Here is a 14,877-nt window from a genome sequence, read left to right on the forward strand (position 1 = left end):
TTTGGGCAGATGATCCCGGACGTCAGAGGGATGAAATGTGGTCAATGTCGAGCAATTGAAAAACAGCGTGAACCGGATGTCGGCGGACGTGGTACGCGAGGCCGTCCTCGAATTGCGCCTGGATGGTCTGGTCACGGAGGGAAAAACGCCCTTCAACAAGCTGCATTTCAATACCTGTTTCGCCGAAATCGAAGCCTTGTTCCAGCGTGCGGGCTATCACCGGCAACTGGATGTCGTGGGCTATCAGGGTCTGTTGTACGCGCTTTATGATCCGGGTCGCTGGGAAGCGGTCGATGTGTTGCGCTGGCTCAAGGAGTTCACCGACGCGGCCGCTCGAATCCGATTGATACCGGCCTGAGGATTCTCTGCTAGGTTCGCTCCGGCCACTGTTGGATAATGCCGCTCTGCATTGAGGGTTAGAGCTTTTCGTATGTCCACTTCATCTTTTTCTGCTGCACACAATCAGGCCAGCACCCTCTATCTGCCGCCTGGTTCGTGGCAGACCGTATTCGATTGCCTGTGCGAACACTTCAGCGCTATCGGTCGTGAACAATGGCTGGACAGAATCGCTCGTGGTCGTGTCCTCGATGGGCAAGGCACGCCGATCGCCCTGGACCTGCCTTACAAGGAAGGTCTGCGGATTCATTATTTCCGTGAGGTGCCGGACGAAAAACCGATCCCGGTGCTGGAGTCGATCCTCTACGCTGACGAGCATCTGGTGGTGGCGGACAAACCGCACTTCCTGCCGGTGACTCCGGCGGGTGAATACGTGGAGCAGACATTGCTGCGACGGCTGATCCGTCGACTGGATAACCCGCATCTGGTGCCTTTGCATCGCATTGACCGGCATACGGCGGGGCTGGTGCTATTTTCAGCCAACCCTCAGAGTCGTTCGGCGTATCAGTCGTTGTTTCCTACACGACAGATCGAAAAACGCTACGAAGCCATCGCCCGGGCATTGCCTGAACTGACTTTTCCAATGGTCCATAAAAGTCGACTCATTGATGGCGAGCCGTTCTTTCGCATGCAGGAAGGTCCGGGCGTCAGCAATACCGAGACAGCTATCGAAGTCAGGGAAAAAAACGGTGAGCTCTGGCGTTACGCGCTTTACCCGGTGACGGGCAAGAAACATCAGTTGCGAGTGCACATGGCTGCCTTGGGTGCCGGAATCTGCAATGACCCGTTCTATCCGCAGGTACTCAAGGACGTAGAAGATGACTACGCCAACCCCTTGAAGCTGCTGGCCCAGGGGCTGCGATTTGTCGACCCGGTCACGGGACAGGAAAGAGTATTTGAAAGCACCATCACTCTGGATTGGTGATGACAGAGGCTGGCGATGCTGCTTTTCTTCAGCCATGAAAAAGCCCGCTTAAAAAGCGGGCTTTTCTGTATCTGGTTGTCGCCGCAAAGATTACAGCTCTTTAACGGTACGAACCTGATCCTTGTTGACGCGGGTGTGTTTGCCATCCAGTTGTTCGAATTCGTAAAAGCCTGATTCTTCATCGTACTTAGGCGCGTCGACGGCCTGGATTTCTCGACCGTCATTCAAGGTGATCACTGCTGGCGATGCGCAACCGGCGAGGGTCGCAAGGCCCAGTGCGAGCATGAAAGTGGCGAGGGTCCGTTGGGTCATGGGTGTGTCTCCGAATGGAAATTCTTTTGATTGCTGAGCTTGAGACGTATACAACGCGCGCAAGTTCCTTGGCTAGGGTCAGTCTGACACAGTGTGATGCGTGCTTAACAGTTCCGGCGTGTTGAGGTTGGCCAGGCGAGGATCATTGTCGGGACACTGCAGGGCTGTGGCGCCCAATTTGCGCATCAGGCGGCCCGGACTGCGCTCGCCGTCGTTCCAGGCGCTCTCGAAAGCTTCTGAAAGAGCGACGGGAATCATGCACAGCAAAGGCTCCCAGTGTTCGCCGTGGCGCAGCATCAACGGTTTGTCTGGATGCTGCCCGGCGGTTTCACGCATGCTCTGGAGCAGCGCGGCATCGATGCGCGGCACATCGCAGGGCAATACCAGCAAGTGAGTATGGCGGGCGGCCTTCAGGCCTGCGCGAATGCCCGCCAATGGCCCCGGAAAGTCGCCCTCGTCGTCATGGACCAACCGATCCGCATAAGGGGCATATTTTTCCAGGTTCCTGTTGCAGGAGATGATCAGGTCATCACTCAGCGGGCGGGTCTTGCGGTGCAGATGTGCGATCAGCGGCTCGCCGTGCCATTCCAGCAAACCCTTGTCCTGACCACCCATGCGTTGGCCGCGACCGCCGGCCAGGAGCAGAATGGAGCAAGGAGCCAGAGGTGTATTCGAGGTCATCGCACTTCTCCATGGGGGCGGCGAAAAAATGAGGCGCTGTGATATAACACCGGGCTGTTTCTCCTACAACTGGACGAGCCTATGAAAGCCAAGGCTGATGTACCTTTCGCACCGCTCAACATCGCGGTGCTGACTGTCAGCGATACCCGTACCCTGGAAACCGATACCTCAGGCCAGGTCTTCGTCGACCGCTTGAGCGCTGCCGGTCATAACCTGGCGGCCCGTGTACTGCTCAAAGATGACCTCTACAAAATTCGCGCGCAAGTCGCCAACTGGATTGCCGATGAGGTTGTGCAAGTGGTGCTGATCACCGGCGGTACCGGGTTCACCGGTCGCGACAGCACGCCCGAAGCCGTGAGTTGCCTGCTGGATAAGCAGGTCGATGGTTTTGGTGAGTTGTTCCGCCAGATATCGGTGGCGGATATCGGTACCTCGACGGTTCAGTCCCGGGCCTTGGCCGGTCTGGCTAATGGCACGCTGGTTTGCTGCTTGCCGGGTTCGACCAATGCTGTGCGCACCGGTTGGGACGGCATTCTCGCCGAACAACTGGATTCCCGGCACCGTCCGTGCAATTTCGTGACCCATCTGAAACAGGCGGCACCCTGTGCATCCCGCGGGTAAGTCAGGCAAGACTGGCAGTCTGATGGCTGTCGAGGTGGCTCTGGCGCGTCTACTGGAAATGGCCGACGCCTCGAAGATTATTGAGCGTGATCGCTTGCCGCTGGCGCAGGTTCAGGGGCGTGTACTGGCTGCTGACCTGGTCTCGACACTTGATTTGCCACCTTGGCCCAACAGTGCCATGGACGGTTATGCCTTGCGCCTGGCTGACTGGACGGGAGAACCGTTGGTGGTCAGTCAGAAGATTTTTGCAGGCCAGGCTCCGGAGCCCTTGAAACCAGGTACCTGTGCACGGATCTTCACCGGTGCACCTGTGCCCGCAGGTGCCAATTGTGTCGAGATGCAGGAGAACACCGAAGTCCAGGCGGATGAGCGGGTACGTTTCACCGAAACCATGACCCCAGGACAGAACATCCGTCCACAAGGCCAGGAAACCACCGTCGGCGAGTTGGTCTTGTCCGCTGGAACACGCCTGGGCCCCATCGAACAGGGGCTGGCGGCATCGCTGGGATGCGCTGAGCTGGACGTGGTTCGCAAGGTTCGTGTTGCGGTCTTGTCTACCGGTGATGAGTTGATTGAACCGGGTCAGTCCCTTGGGCCGGGGCAGATCTACAACAGTAATCGGGTATTGCTCTGCAGCTGGTTACAGCGCTTGGGTTGTGAGGTGATCGATGCCGGCATTCTTCCCGATGATTTAGCGACCACACGTCTGCGCCTTGGTGAATTGAAGGATGTCGACCTGATTCTCTCAACCGGTGGCGTATCGGTGGGGGAGGCTGACTTTCTGGGCATTGCCTTGCGCGAAGAGGGCGAATTAACGCTGTGGAAGCTTGCCATCAAGCCAGGCAAGCCGCTGACGTTCGGGCATTTTCGCGGCGTGCCTGTAATTGGGTTGCCCGGTAACCCTGCGTCGACCCTGGTGACTTTTGCTTTGTTGGCAAGGCCCTACCTCCTGCGTCGTCAAGGTGTACAAGAGGTCGCACCCTTGAAGTTTCAGGTGCCGGCAGGGTTTGTCTGGCCAAAGGCCGGTAATCGGCGTGAGTACTTGCGTGGGCGTCTGGAGAATGGCCGGGCAATCATTTACAAGAATCAGAGCTCTGGCGTGCTGCGCAGTGCTGCCTGGGCTGACGGTCTGGTTGAAGTGCTGGAGAACCGTACGCTGATCGAGGGTGATTGTGTGAGCTTCATCCCGCTGAGTGAAGTCTTGAGCTAATACAGGCGCTGGTTTTGCTACGCAAGCCCGGTTGATCGAGTTGGGGCTTGCGTGTATCGCTATTCCTTAACGAGCCAGAAGTGTCACGACCTGGTCGAAGCGGCTGTTGGCGATCCAGGCTAAAAGCCCGAGGATCACGGCAGCACCACCGGCTGAATAGGCAAGCCTGTGCTTGATGGATTTGACGTCGTCGCGGACTTCATCCATGTCCCTTCGGATGTACTTGAGGTGTGTCTCCAGTTCAATGACGCGAGGTTCCATATCGACTTCTCCGGTGGGCTTTGCGCTGTTTTTGAGTTCAGCCTGATGATTGGCGCGGTTGTCTGCAAACGGCGCGACCGGAGTGACCGGTAGTCTGAGGTCATGGCTTTGCATGGAGTAACTGGCTCCTTGCGTTAAAACCAATCAAGTGGCCGATGCCGTTATTACTTACGCTTTTTGAGGCCCTTGAAGGGGTTCCATTCATTGTTTGCACGTCCCTGTGTAAATTACCTGATGATGATTGATACCGCTGACACAACGGTGTACCAATCGCCCTGATCGGTCAATTGAGCCGATTCCTCACGTTTTGTAAGAAAAAATACCGCTCTGTAGGACTCAGGCTTCCTTTCCCTTGAAATAGTCCAAGTCCTTGCGACTCTTATGAGGGGTTATGAGGTCAACATTTCCCATACGAGCATCCGGTATGGGAGTGACAAAATATGAGCGAGCGCAAAGCGCTGTTGATTTTGCATGGCAAGCAGGCACCGCCAATACCTCAGAGGATCTGAAAAAATTCCCGGAGGCGCGCCTTTTGAAAGTCTGCGTTTCTCGGCACGTCCGTCGGCATTGCGTGTGCATTTGCCCGACGACTCGCCGTTGCTGAGCGTCTCGAGTCCGGCTAGTCGTCCAGGCTGATGATTTGCTCGCGCACGGCGAACAGCACCAGGCCAGCCACGTCATAAATCTGCAAGCGTTTCATGATCTGCGAGCGATGGGTTTCGACAGTCTTGATGCTCAAGCCCAGGCCATTGGCGATTTCTCGGGTGGATTTTCCGCGAACGATCAGTCGCAGGATTTCCAGCTGACGTGCTGTCAGGTTGTGCGAGTCCTGGGTTTGCGGCTGACTTTTCTGGGTTCGGATCAGCGCCTGGTTGATGACGGTATGGGCGATGGCCGGGCTCAGGTAACGTTCGTTATTGCGCAAGGCATCCAGGGCATGTTCGAGCTCAATGGCTGTGGTGTCCTTGAGCAGGTAGCCATGAGCCCCTGATTCCAGTGCCTGCATGATCAGCGCCGGGTCGGTGTGCATCGACAGGATCAGTACTTTGCACTGCGGGCGCACTCGTTTGAGTCGCTGCAAGGCTTCAAGGCCACCGGTTTCCTTCATGGAAATATCCAGCAGGATGATGTCCGGGGACAGTTGCTCGACCATTTCGAGTAACTTTGAGCCGTCATTGGCCTCACCGATTACCGCATAGCCGGGAATGTCCAGTACCAGGGCGCGCACGCCAGCCCTGATAAGCGAGTGGTCGTCCACCAGAAGTAAGTTACAAGTCAATGCATAACCTTATTCGTACTGGCCCGTTCTAACGCACGGGGTGCCCAGGGGAAGAGTGCTTCGATTTGAGTGCCTTTGCCCGGCTCGCTGGTCACGATCAGTGTGCCACCTAACTGGTCGATCCGTTCCGACATCCCGGCCATTCCGCGTTGCCCCTCGCGAGCGGGGTCTGTTGCTGGCGTGAAACCCAGGCCATCGTCGCTGATCAACAGCGCCAGGCCCTCGGGCAGGCGCTGCAGGCGGACCAACAGATTCCTGGCCTGCGCGTGACGCAACATATTGGTAACCGCTTCTTGAGTGATGCGAAAGGCCGCCACCGCCATTTCCTCCGGTATGCCGGTCAAGCGTTGATGGCATTCCAGGCTCCAATGTACGGAGGTATTGGCCAGGGTCCTGAGTAAATGCGCACGCAGACTGGCTTCCAGCCCGAGACTGGCCAACTGCCGCGGATTCAGGATGGCCGACACATCACGCACCTTGGTCAGTGTTTCGTCCAGCGTATCGCACAGTATTGAACACTGGCCTTGCAGTTCTTCGGGCAATCGCCGTTTGAGCCATTCACTTTGAAGTTTTGCGGCGGTCAGCAATTGACCGATGTCATCATGCAGTTCCCGACTGAGCCGGTGGCGTTCGTTTTCCTGCACTTCCAGCAAACGGTTGGCCAGTTCTTGAGGCTGAAACTTTATCGATTTGCGTGAGAGGCGATGTCCGATCCAGACGCAGGTCATTGCCGCACAATTGAGCACCAGCACACTCACCGGCAGAGGCATGGACAAGCTGTAGACCAACAAACTGCCAAATGCCGAGCAGGTACACAGTAAAAGCGTGAACCGGCGCGCGTTTTTTCGGGAGGGTGGCCACAGGGTAATTGACTTGAGGCTGGCGTACATAGCGGATGGAGCCAATGAATGTTCGCTGTGGGCAGACCAGCCACAATGGCTGACGGGTCTCTGTGTGGAAATCTGTTGTGTGATTCCCGAAATACAGCCTTTTGACGTTATCAGGCTGTTCTTGCCGGGAATCTCTCTGCCATTAATTGACGTCAACGAATGGTCGGCATAATACCACTTTACATACCGTTGGTCGCGTTCCGGTATATAGATCTGCACATTCAGGAAATAGGTTTTTGGACGAGGGTTCCACAATGGAAAAACTTTCGATTCTTATCATCGAAATATATCGCCCGTGCCTGGCGTTTTGTTTTATCTGACGGGCACTATCCGCGATCGAGCTATTAGTTTCGAGCCGTCTTCGACAGCATCGAATATTAATTACGGCATGGGCACATTCAAATTACGCACTGGCATCATGGCAATTAGATGCGCAATACGGCATAGGGGCCGGTGAGGTTAAGCTTGCCGTTCCGAGAACGAAACGAGCCTGAATGGCCTGGAGTGGCTGGGCGGCTGAAACTGACTTTGTCCCACTTGAAACGCAAACGCTTCGATCAGGGAAGTCTGTTCACTGTCATCGAGGCCGAGTTGGCCAGTCGTCTGATCAATGAGTTCGAGTTGCCAGGCCATTAATGTGAAGCAATCCTTGAGTGCATCCAGGGCCTGATCGTGCAGGTCCATGTGGGCCTGGCTCAGCAATCCATGAATATTCAGCGAGAACTCCGAAACCGCTGCCAACGCCAGGGCATCGGCCTTGTTGGCCAGTTTGAGCAGGGTGCTGAGCATGCAATCGATGGCGTCCTTGTCATTGCTGATCAGTTGCAAATGACTCAGGCACTCCTCGGATTTGGCCAGGAGAGTTTCAGCCTCGTGGAGGAACTCCGGAAATCGCTGAGCCCACTCTTTTGGGTCATTCGGCATGCTTATCTCCACAACGTCATGTCAGATGAGGGAATGTCGTGTGTGCCGACGAGAACATTACGTGTCCCGGCGCTGCCAGGCCTTCGTGAGATCGCGCTCCGGCAGGCTCGGCGCCGACTGGGGAACTCGAGAGGGTGGATGGCCACTGACCTGCGATCGCGCACAAAAGCCTGACTCCGTTCATGCAATGAGAATGGCGTCACATTAATGGCTATTGGATATTGCGAATATCAGGTTGGGCCTGATTGTTCCTAGGGGAATCCCTTACACAGGGGAACCTAACGTGCAAACCGAGGTCGCGCCGCAGGGGATGAAGCAGATGAAATCACCGAACCAGTAAAGCATGATGTTAATGTGACATCAATGCTTGGTCGTGGCATTTTGTCTGGGGGTCAAGATCCGGCAAGAACAGCCGATAACTCCCTTTAGTGAATTCATCAGAACAAGCCCAGGAGTCATTAATGGCCGGCATTCTCGACACGGTAGACCAACGCACGCAACTGGTGGGTGAGAATCGCCTGGAAATTCTCATGTTCCGCCTGGCCGGACGCCAATTGTTCGCGATCAACGTCTTCAAGGTCCAGGAAGTACTGCAGCTGCCGAAGCTGACCCTGATGCCGCAACGCCATCCGTTTGTCTGCGGCGTGGTCAATCTGCGTGGCCAGACGCTGCCGGTGATCGACTTGTCCCAAGCCATCGGCATGCGTCCGCTGGTACCAAGCCCCACCAGTACGATCATCGTCACCGAGTACAACCGCTCGGTGCAGGCATTCCTGGTCGGTGGCGTGGACCGCATCGTCAACATGAACTGGGAAGCCATCCTGCCGCCGCCGACCAGCGCCGGTCGCCAGCATTACCTGACCGCCATCAGCAAGGTCGATGATCAGTTGGTGGAAATCATCGACGTCGAAAAAGTCCTGGCCGAAATCGTTCCGTACAACGCCAAGGTCTCGCGCGACAAACTCGACGATCCGGTTCTGGAGCGCGCCCGTGGCCGTGAAGTGCTGTTGGTGGATGACTCGAACGTGGCTCTGTCGCAACTGCGCGACACCTTGGGTCAGTTGGGCGTGAAGATGCACATCGCCAGCGATGGCTTGAAGGCTTTGAACATGCTCAAGGCCTGGGCTGATACCGGTGTGAACATGACCGACAAACTGCTGATGATCTTCACCGATGCGGAAATGCCGGAGATGGACGGTTATCGTCTGACCACCGAAATCCGTAACGACCCCCGTTTGCGCGGCCTTTATGTGGTCCTGCACACCTCGCTGTCGGGTAGCTTCAACGACTCGATGGTCAAGAAGGTCGGCTGCGATAACTTCCTCTCCAAGTTCCAGCCCGACAAGCTCGTCGACGTGGTTCGCCAGCGCCTGATGCTCGATGCAGTGCCTGCCTGAAATGGGAATGTAGGAGGGCAAGCTCTCGCCACAGGCCTTTGATTCGGCATCAAGCTCGTATAGGGTGGCGTTTTTACCTACCAGGGAGCTGGTCATGCATCTGAGCGCGCTTTATCGTTATCCGTTGAAATCCGGCAAGGGCGAGACCCTGAATCAGGTCAGCCTGGACAAGCTGGGGCTGGACGGTGATCGACGCTGGATGCTGGTGGACGAGGCCAGCGGGCGCTTTCTGACCCAGCGCGCGGTGGCGAAAATGAGTCAACTGTCGGCGTTGTGGAATACCGACGGCGGCTTGACCCTCAGTGCCCCGGGCCATTCATCAATCGATATTGTGTTGCCAGACGCTAATGCGGATCTACGTGGCGTGACCATCTGGCGCGACACCTTGCGCGTCCCCGATGCAGGTATTGCTGCGGCTGCCTGGGTCAGTGAGTTCATCGGCAAACCGACGCGTCTGGTGCAAGTGCCGCTCGATCGCGCGCGGACCACCCAGGCCGGCTACGGCAAGGACGATGATCAGGTGGCGTTTGCCGACGGCTTTCCGTTGTTGCTGATTGGTCAGGCGTCGCTGGAAGACTTGTCGAGCAAGGTCGGGCGGCCGCTGGAGATGTTGCGTTTCCGGCCCAATCTGGTGATCGAGGGGAGCGAGGCCTATGCCGAGGATGGCTGGAAGCGCATCCGCATTGGCGATGTCGAGTTCCGTGTGGTCAAGTCGTGCTCACGTTGCATTCTGACCACCATCGACCCGCAGACCGGCGAACGCAGCGAAGATCGTGAACCGCTGGCGACCTTGCAGAAATACCGCACCGAGGCCGACGGCGCGATGTTCGGTCAGAATCTGGTCAACGACGGCAATGGCCACCTGGAAGTCGGCATGCCGGTGACGATCCTCGAATAAAAGCCCTTCAAAACGAAAAATGCCCGTGTCCTTTCGGACACGGGCATTTTTTTGTCGCTGTGAAAACCCAGGGGTTTAGCCGCGGTATTCGCACAGATAAGCGGTGTCGACGGCCACTTTCAACTGGAACTTGCTGTTGGCGGGTACGTTGAACTGGCTGCCGGCGGCGAAGGTTTCCCAGTCGTTGCTGTCAGGCAGTTTGACAGTCAGGGCGCCGGACACCACGTGCATGATTTCACGCTGGCTGGTGCCGAACTCGTATTCGCCCGGTGCCATGACGCCGATGGTTGCCGGACCTTCAGCGGTGCCAAAGGCGATCGACTTGACGGTGCCGTCGAAGTACTCGTTGACTTTAAACATGGGCGATTCCTCGAAAAGGGCTTAAAAGGGCCGGCCAGTATGCACAAGGTGTCGATAGGCGTCACCTCCTGCACTCAAGGATTGACGGGGAAAATCAACGGTAACAGGCGCGCGGTATTGCGTGCGTCTTCCAGCGCCCGATGCTGCTGACCGTTGAACTGCAGGCCCGCCAGTTGCAGGGCTCCAATAAGCCCCAGTGGGCGCTCGAGCCGACGAGCCTTGGCGAAGCGTTGCTTGAGGTTCATGTGCGGCACCCGGCTCAGGGCGCTGTCGAGTTGCAGGCGCTGCCATTCCTGAAGCAGTTGTTTGCGGTCGTAATCGCCCCAACTGGCCCAGCCTTCAAGGCGCGAGTGATGTTGGCCGAGCCAGCGCTCGAACGATGGCCAGACTTCCTTAAGGGGCTGTGCGGCATCGACATTGGCCTGGGTGATGTGGGTCAGTTCCCGGCAAAACGGCGTCAGCAAGGGCCGGCGCAATGGGCGCACGAAACACTGGAAGTAATCCAGTTCTCGGCCTTTGCGGTCCACGAGGGTGGCTCCGATTTCGATGATTTCCATTTCCGTTACTGGCCAGCCCCCCTCATCGGTGGTGGCTTCCAGATCAATGACCAGCCAGTGAGGCATTTCAGGGTTCCTGGTATCCGCGTCCTGATAGGGCTTGAGCGTAGCCAAACCCGGCGGATCCGCCTAGCGGCTTATTCGACCTCTAACAAAATCTGACGATTTTTCACCTGATCGCCCACCCTGACCTGCAGGCGTTTGAGTACCCCATCGATACCCGACTTGAGCGGATGCTCCATTTTCATCGCTTCGAGTACCACCAGCAGCTGACCTTTGCTGACCGGGCTGCCCTCACTGACCAGAACATCGACGATCGCCCCGTCCATCGGTGCCTTGAGCGTTCCGGAACTGACACTGGCCTGTCCGCTGACCGGCGCCAGGGTCCGATCGACCAGCCGCAGGCTGCCGGGGCGCGTGAATAACCAGAGTTGCCCGGCTTCGAAGCGGTAGGCATGACGTTGGCGGATGCCATCGATTTCCAGCGTGGCCCAGTGGCCGTCGCACTGGATAACCTTCAATTCAAGGGTGCGAGCGCCGACCTGAATGCGGCAAGGTTCGCCAGGTTCAGCGTTCAATTGCACCGGCCAATCCTGATCCCCAAGGCCGATTCGATAGTGCAGGGGCACGCTGGCATTGTTACGCCAACCGGCCAGCGGGGCGCGGTGAGCCTGCGCGCAAGCCTGGTAAAACAATGCCGCAGCGATGGCCAGTGCTTCGGCACTCGGCACAGGGGGATGCAGGCAGGGATGATCGGCAAAGTGCGTGGGGATGAACCCGGTGCTGAATTGGCCGCTGATGAACTGCGGATGTTCCAGCAGACTGGCGAGCAAGCGCTGATTGCTCTGCACGCCCAGCAGCACGCTGTCTTGCACCGCCCGCAGCAACTTGCGCCGGGCTTCTTCGCGGGTGGCACCGTGAGCGATGAGCTTGCCCAGCATCGGGTCATAGAACGGGCTGACAGACTGGCCTTCGATCAAGCCATGATCGATCCGCACGCGGCTCTGCAATGCAGGCTCCCAGGCCGTGATTCGTCCGGTTTGCGGCAGAAATTCCTGGGCCGGATCTTCGGCGTACAAGCGCACTTCCATGGCATGCCCGTTGAGCTGCACTTGCTCCTGTCGCAACGGCAGCGGCTGTCCTTCGGCGACGTGCAACTGCCAGGCCACCAGATCGAGGCCAGTGATCAGTTCGGTCACCGGGTGTTCCACCTGCAATCGGGTGTTCATCTCCAGAAAGTAAAACCGGCCATGTGAATCCAGCAGGAATTCCACGGTGCCAGCCCCCACGTAATTCACCGCGCGCCCGGCCTTGAGCGCCGCTTCGCCCATGGCCTGGCGCAATTGCGCAGTCATCACCGGGCAGGGCGCTTCTTCGATGATTTTCTGATGCCGGCGCTGGATCGAACAATCGCGCTCGCCGAGGTAGATCAGGTTGCCGTGCTGGTCGCCGAACAGCTGAACCTCGACGTGACGCGGATCGATCAAGGCTTGCTCGAGAATCAGTTCGTCGCTGCCAAAGCCGTGCAGCGCTTCGGAGCGCGCGGTACTGATCTGCTCCAGCAAATCACCGGCGCTGTGCACCAGGCGCATGCCACGACCGCCACCGCCGGCACTGGCCTTGATCATCAGCGGGTAGCCGATGCGTTCGGCTTCGCGGCTCAGGGTCGCATCATCCTGTTCGTTGCCCTGATAGCCTTCGATACAGGGCACGCCCGCTTTGATCATGGCGAGTTTCGACAGACGCTTGCTGCCCATCAGTTCGATGGCCTCGGGGCTGGGGCCGATGAAGATGACGCCGGCCTGTTGGCAGGCGAGGGCGAATTCTGCGTTTTCCGAGAGGAAGCCGTAACCGGGGTGGATCGCATCGGCACCGGTGCGCCGGGCGGCGTCGATGATGGCCTGGATGTTCAGATAAGACTGCTGCACCGGGGGCGGGCCAATATTCACGGCTTCGTCGGCCATCTGCACGTGCAGCGCATCGGCGTCGGCGTCGCTGAATACGGCGACAGTGCGGTAACCCAGCTCTTGCGCAGTGCGCTGGATGCGGCAGGCGATTTCACCGCGGTTGGCGATCAGGATTTTGCTGAAGGCGGGCATGGGTTATTCCCTTGGTTTTGCAGTGAATGTGAGGGCCTCTTCGCGGGCAAGCCTCGCTCCTACGGACTGCGTGATAGCCCTGTAGGAGAGAGGCTTGCCCGCGAAGCTCTTAAATGGCCCAACCCGGTTTACGCTTTTGCACAAAAGCCATGGTCCCCTCGACCCCTTCATCCCCGGTCACTGCTTCGCTGAACCACTCGGCCGCCTGATCCAGCAGGCCATCCGAGAGTTGCACCGCACTCGCCAGCAAGAGTTTTTTGGTCATCGCATTTGCCTCCGGCGCGCAACACAACACATGGGCCAATACCTCATCAAGGCGCTCGGCCAAGGCTTGCGGATCATGCTCGACAAAATGCACAAGCCCCATGCGCCGCGCCTGGGTGCCATCGAACCGTGCGGCGGTCAGGGCCAGTCGACGGGCCTGGGTCAGGCCAATGCGCTGCACCACGAACGGCGCGATCTGCGCTGGCAGCAGGCCAAGGCTGGTTTCCGGCAGGCCGAATTGCGCCTGATGATCGGCCATCGCGATGTCGCTGACGCAAGCCAGGCCGAAGCCACCGCCAAGCACTGCGCCTTGCAGCACGGTGATGACCACTTGCGGCGCGTGCTGGATTTCTTCCAGCAGCGTGCCGAACGCGCGATTCAGTTCGCGATAGGCCGTCTGGCCTTGAGCGCGGGCATTGGCCATATCCTTGATATCGGCGCCGGCACAAAAATGCCCGCCGGCACCGCCGATCACCAGTGCGCGAACCTGCCGGTCATCGCGTACCGCGGCCAGCACTGCGCGCAGCTCGGCGACCATCTGCAAACTCATGGCATTGCGGCTGTCGGGGCGATTGAGGGTGATGTGCAGCACACCGTTATGCAGTTCGAGTAACAGGGTCTGACAAACGGGGAGAATGCTCATTTCTTTTTCCCCGGCAGGATGCCCATGAGTTTGCAGATGATCCCCAGCATGATTTCGTCGGCACCGCCGCCAATCGATACCAGCCGCACGTCGCGATAAGCCCGGGCCACCGGGTTATCCCACATGAAGCCCATGCCGCCCCAATATTGCAGGCAACTGTCGCTGACTTCCCGGCCCAGTCGCCCGGCCTTGAGTTTGGCCATCGACGCCAGACGGGTGACGTCCTGGCCTTTGATGTATTGCTCGGTGGCCTGGTAGACCAGCGCCCGCAGGCATTCGATTTCAGTTTGCAGTTCAGCCAGGCGGAAGTGGATGACCTGGTTGTCGATCAGCGCATTGCCGAAGGTTTTACGTTCCTTGCAGTACTCGATGGTGCTGTCGACACAGTATTCCAGGCCTTTGATCATGTTCGCCGCGCCGAACAACCGTTCTTCCTGGAACTGCAGCATCTGCATCATGAACCCTGCGCCTTCGTGGCCGATGCGGTTGCGTTGCGGCACGCGCACGTTGTCGAAAAATACCTGGGCGGTTTCCGAGCTGCGCATGCCGAGTTTGTCCAGGTGCGAGCTGAGGCTGATGCCGGGGCTGTTCATCGGCACCATGATCAGCGACTTGTTGATGTGCGGTTTGTCGTCCGAGGTGTTGGCCAGCAGGCAGATGAAGTCGGCGCTCGGCGAGTTGGTGATCCACATCTTGCTGCCGTTGATCACGTAGTCGTCGCCGTCCTTGCGGGCGGTGGTTTTCAGCCCGGCCACGTCGGAACCGGCGCCGACTTCGGAGACACCGATGCAGCCGACCTGCTCGCCAGTGATCGCCGGCCTGAGGAATTCTTCGCGCAGTTCATCGGAGCCGAAACGCGCCAGGGCCGGGGTGCACATGTCGGTCTGCACGCCGATGGACATCGGAATGCCGCCGCAATGAATGGTGCCGAACTCTTCGGCAGCCACGATCGAATAGCTGTAATCGAGCCCCATGCCGCCAAATTTTTCCGGTTTGGAAATCCCCAGCAAGCCGAGGTCGCCGGCCTTGCGGAAGATCTCATGGATCGGAAAGCGCCCGGCCTTTTCCCATTCCTCGACGTGAGGATTGATCTGGTGATCAACGAATTGGCGGACGGTGCGGCGCAGTGCTTCGTGTTCCGGGGTGAAAATCATTTTTTA

Annotated in this window: 17 protein-coding genes and 1 pseudogene; 7 read left to right on the forward strand and 11 right to left on the reverse strand. The window is 58.1% G+C overall.

Annotated features, from left to right (window positions below; genetic code table 11):
* The first annotated feature begins 37 nt into the window (after positions 1 to 37).
* Both ACZ9BB_RS03980 and ACZ9BB_RS03985 read left to right on the forward strand, forming a co-directional pair.
* Positions 38 to 358 carry a transcriptional regulator gene (locus ACZ9BB_RS03980; RefSeq protein WP_476212634.1) on the forward strand — a complete coding sequence of 107 codons (321 nt, stop codon included), beginning with the start codon at positions 38 to 40 and terminating at the stop codon, positions 356 to 358.
* Positions 359 to 430: 72 nt separating this feature from the next.
* A complete protein-coding gene (locus ACZ9BB_RS03985; protein ID WP_476212635.1) occupies positions 431 to 1,321 on the forward strand; it encodes a pseudouridine synthase in 891 nt (296 codons plus the stop codon).
* A gap of 90 nt (positions 1,322 to 1,411) precedes the next feature.
* Here ACZ9BB_RS03985 and ACZ9BB_RS03990 read toward each other — a convergent pair whose 3' ends face one another.
* Both ACZ9BB_RS03990 and mobA read right to left on the reverse strand, forming a co-directional pair.
* Positions 1,412 to 1,633, reverse strand: coding sequence for a YgdI/YgdR family lipoprotein (locus tag ACZ9BB_RS03990; protein ID WP_476212636.1), 222 nt, complete (start codon positions 1,631 to 1,633; stop codon positions 1,412 to 1,414).
* Between the two features lie 78 nt (positions 1,634 to 1,711).
* On the reverse strand, positions 1,712 to 2,314 hold the full coding sequence (mobA, locus tag ACZ9BB_RS03995) for a molybdenum cofactor guanylyltransferase MobA (RefSeq protein WP_476212637.1): 603 nt from the start codon (positions 2,312 to 2,314) through the stop codon (positions 1,712 to 1,714).
* Between the two features lie 81 nt (positions 2,315 to 2,395).
* Between mobA and moaB the strand changes: the two genes are divergently transcribed.
* Both moaB and ACZ9BB_RS04005 read left to right on the forward strand, forming a co-directional pair.
* Complete coding sequence (moaB, locus tag ACZ9BB_RS04000; protein WP_476212638.1) at positions 2,396 to 2,935, forward strand: molybdenum cofactor biosynthesis protein B; 540 nt, start codon at positions 2,396 to 2,398, stop codon at positions 2,933 to 2,935.
* Positions 2,919 to 4,145, forward strand: a complete 1,227-nt coding sequence (locus ACZ9BB_RS04005) for a molybdopterin molybdotransferase MoeA (protein ID WP_476212639.1) — start codon at positions 2,919 to 2,921, stop codon at positions 4,143 to 4,145. Before moaB ends, ACZ9BB_RS04005 begins: the two co-directional genes overlap by 17 nt.
* A gap of 66 nt (positions 4,146 to 4,211) precedes the next feature.
* Here the strand turns inward: ACZ9BB_RS04005 and ACZ9BB_RS04010 are convergent, their stop codons facing one another.
* Positions 4,212 to 4,520, reverse strand: coding sequence for a hypothetical protein (locus ACZ9BB_RS04010; protein ID WP_476212640.1), 309 nt, complete (start codon positions 4,518 to 4,520; stop codon positions 4,212 to 4,214).
* A 408-nt stretch (positions 4,521 to 4,928) separates the two neighbouring features.
* Between ACZ9BB_RS04010 and ACZ9BB_RS04015 the strand changes: the two are divergent.
* Positions 4,929 to 5,042 (forward strand): annotated as a pseudogene (locus ACZ9BB_RS04015) (lipid kinase YegS); the annotation flags it as partial.
* Here ACZ9BB_RS04015 and ACZ9BB_RS04020 read toward each other — a convergent pair.
* From ACZ9BB_RS04020 to ACZ9BB_RS04030, 3 genes are all read right to left on the reverse strand, one after another.
* Positions 5,026 to 5,685 (reverse strand): response regulator, encoded by a 660-nt coding sequence (locus tag ACZ9BB_RS04020; RefSeq protein ID WP_476212641.1) that lies wholly within the window; start codon positions 5,683 to 5,685, stop codon positions 5,026 to 5,028. The pseudogene ACZ9BB_RS04015 and the gene ACZ9BB_RS04020 sit on opposite strands and share 17 nt — an antisense overlap.
* Entirely contained in the window at positions 5,682 to 6,575 is an 894-nt protein-coding gene (locus ACZ9BB_RS04025) for a sensor histidine kinase (RefSeq protein ID WP_476218191.1), read from the reverse strand. Before ACZ9BB_RS04025 ends, ACZ9BB_RS04020 begins: the two co-directional genes overlap by 4 nt.
* A gap of 459 nt (positions 6,576 to 7,034) precedes the next feature.
* On the reverse strand, positions 7,035 to 7,499 hold the full coding sequence (locus ACZ9BB_RS04030) for a hypothetical protein (protein ID WP_476212642.1): 465 nt from the start codon (positions 7,497 to 7,499) through the stop codon (positions 7,035 to 7,037).
* 461 nt (positions 7,500 to 7,960) lie between these two features.
* Between ACZ9BB_RS04030 and ACZ9BB_RS04035 the strand changes: the two genes are divergently transcribed.
* Complete coding sequence (locus ACZ9BB_RS04035) at positions 7,961 to 8,896, forward strand: chemotaxis protein CheV (RefSeq protein ID WP_007940052.1); 936 nt, start codon at positions 7,961 to 7,963, stop codon at positions 8,894 to 8,896.
* A gap of 94 nt (positions 8,897 to 8,990) precedes the next feature.
* The gene (locus tag ACZ9BB_RS04040; protein ID WP_476212643.1) at positions 8,991 to 9,794 is read left to right on the forward strand and encodes an MOSC domain-containing protein; all 804 of its coding nucleotides are present in this window, start codon (positions 8,991 to 8,993) and stop codon (positions 9,792 to 9,794) included.
* A gap of 75 nt (positions 9,795 to 9,869) precedes the next feature.
* Here ACZ9BB_RS04040 and ppnP read toward each other — a convergent pair whose 3' ends face one another.
* From ppnP to atuD, 5 genes are all read right to left on the reverse strand, one after another.
* Positions 9,870 to 10,154 (reverse strand): pyrimidine/purine nucleoside phosphorylase, encoded by a 285-nt coding sequence (ppnP, locus tag ACZ9BB_RS04045; RefSeq protein WP_007973461.1) that lies wholly within the window; start codon positions 10,152 to 10,154, stop codon positions 9,870 to 9,872.
* A gap of 74 nt (positions 10,155 to 10,228) precedes the next feature.
* Positions 10,229 to 10,777, reverse strand: coding sequence for a 3'-5' exonuclease (locus ACZ9BB_RS04050; RefSeq protein ID WP_476212644.1), 549 nt, complete (start codon positions 10,775 to 10,777; stop codon positions 10,229 to 10,231).
* A 71-nt stretch (positions 10,778 to 10,848) separates the two neighbouring features.
* Positions 10,849 to 12,810, reverse strand: a complete 1,962-nt coding sequence (locus ACZ9BB_RS04055; protein WP_476212645.1) for an acetyl/propionyl/methylcrotonyl-CoA carboxylase subunit alpha — start codon at positions 12,808 to 12,810, stop codon at positions 10,849 to 10,851.
* A gap of 109 nt (positions 12,811 to 12,919) precedes the next feature.
* Positions 12,920 to 13,717 (reverse strand): enoyl-CoA hydratase/isomerase family protein, encoded by a 798-nt coding sequence (locus ACZ9BB_RS04060; protein ID WP_476212646.1) that lies wholly within the window; start codon positions 13,715 to 13,717, stop codon positions 12,920 to 12,922.
* Complete coding sequence (gene atuD / locus ACZ9BB_RS04065; RefSeq protein ID WP_476212647.1) at positions 13,714 to 14,871, reverse strand: citronellyl-CoA dehydrogenase; 1,158 nt, start codon at positions 14,869 to 14,871, stop codon at positions 13,714 to 13,716. Before atuD ends, ACZ9BB_RS04060 begins: the two co-directional genes overlap by 4 nt.
* Positions 14,872 to 14,877 lie beyond the last annotated feature (6 nt).

It is taken from the genome of Pseudomonas sp. TE3552 (assembly GCF_056278945.1).

Coding starts and splice junctions, on each gene's coding strand:
- ACZ9BB_RS03985 (WP_476212635.1), top strand. CDS start 431: ATGTCCACTTCATCTTTTTCTGCTGCACACAATCAGGCCAGCACCCTC.
- ACZ9BB_RS03990 (WP_476212636.1), bottom strand. CDS start 1,633: ATGACCCAACGGACCCTCGCCACTTTCATGCTCGCACTGGGCCTTGCG.
- mobA (WP_476212637.1), bottom strand. CDS start 2,314: ATGACCTCGAATACACCTCTGGCTCCTTGCTCCATTCTGCTCCTGGCC.
- moaB (WP_476212638.1), top strand. CDS start 2,396: ATGAAAGCCAAGGCTGATGTACCTTTCGCACCGCTCAACATCGCGGTG.
- ACZ9BB_RS04010 (WP_476212640.1), bottom strand. CDS start 4,520: ATGCAAAGCCATGACCTCAGACTACCGGTCACTCCGGTCGCGCCGTTT.
- ACZ9BB_RS04025 (WP_476218191.1), bottom strand. CDS start 6,575: ATGTACGCCAGCCTCAAGTCAATTACCCTGTGGCCACCCTCCCGAAAA.
- ACZ9BB_RS04030 (WP_476212642.1), bottom strand. CDS start 7,499: ATGCCGAATGACCCAAAAGAGTGGGCTCAGCGATTTCCGGAGTTCCTC.
- ACZ9BB_RS04035 (WP_007940052.1), top strand. CDS start 7,961: ATGGCCGGCATTCTCGACACGGTAGACCAACGCACGCAACTGGTGGGT.
- ACZ9BB_RS04040 (WP_476212643.1), top strand. CDS start 8,991: ATGCATCTGAGCGCGCTTTATCGTTATCCGTTGAAATCCGGCAAGGGC.
- ppnP (WP_007973461.1), bottom strand. CDS start 10,154: ATGTTTAAAGTCAACGAGTACTTCGACGGCACCGTCAAGTCGATCGCC.
- ACZ9BB_RS04050 (WP_476212644.1), bottom strand. CDS start 10,777: ATGCCTCACTGGCTGGTCATTGATCTGGAAGCCACCACCGATGAGGGG.
- ACZ9BB_RS04055 (WP_476212645.1), bottom strand. CDS start 12,810: ATGCCCGCCTTCAGCAAAATCCTGATCGCCAACCGCGGTGAAATCGCC.
- ACZ9BB_RS04060 (WP_476212646.1), bottom strand. CDS start 13,717: ATGAGCATTCTCCCCGTTTGTCAGACCCTGTTACTCGAACTGCATAAC.
- atuD (WP_476212647.1), bottom strand. CDS start 14,871: ATGATTTTCACCCCGGAACACGAAGCACTGCGCCGCACCGTCCGCCAA.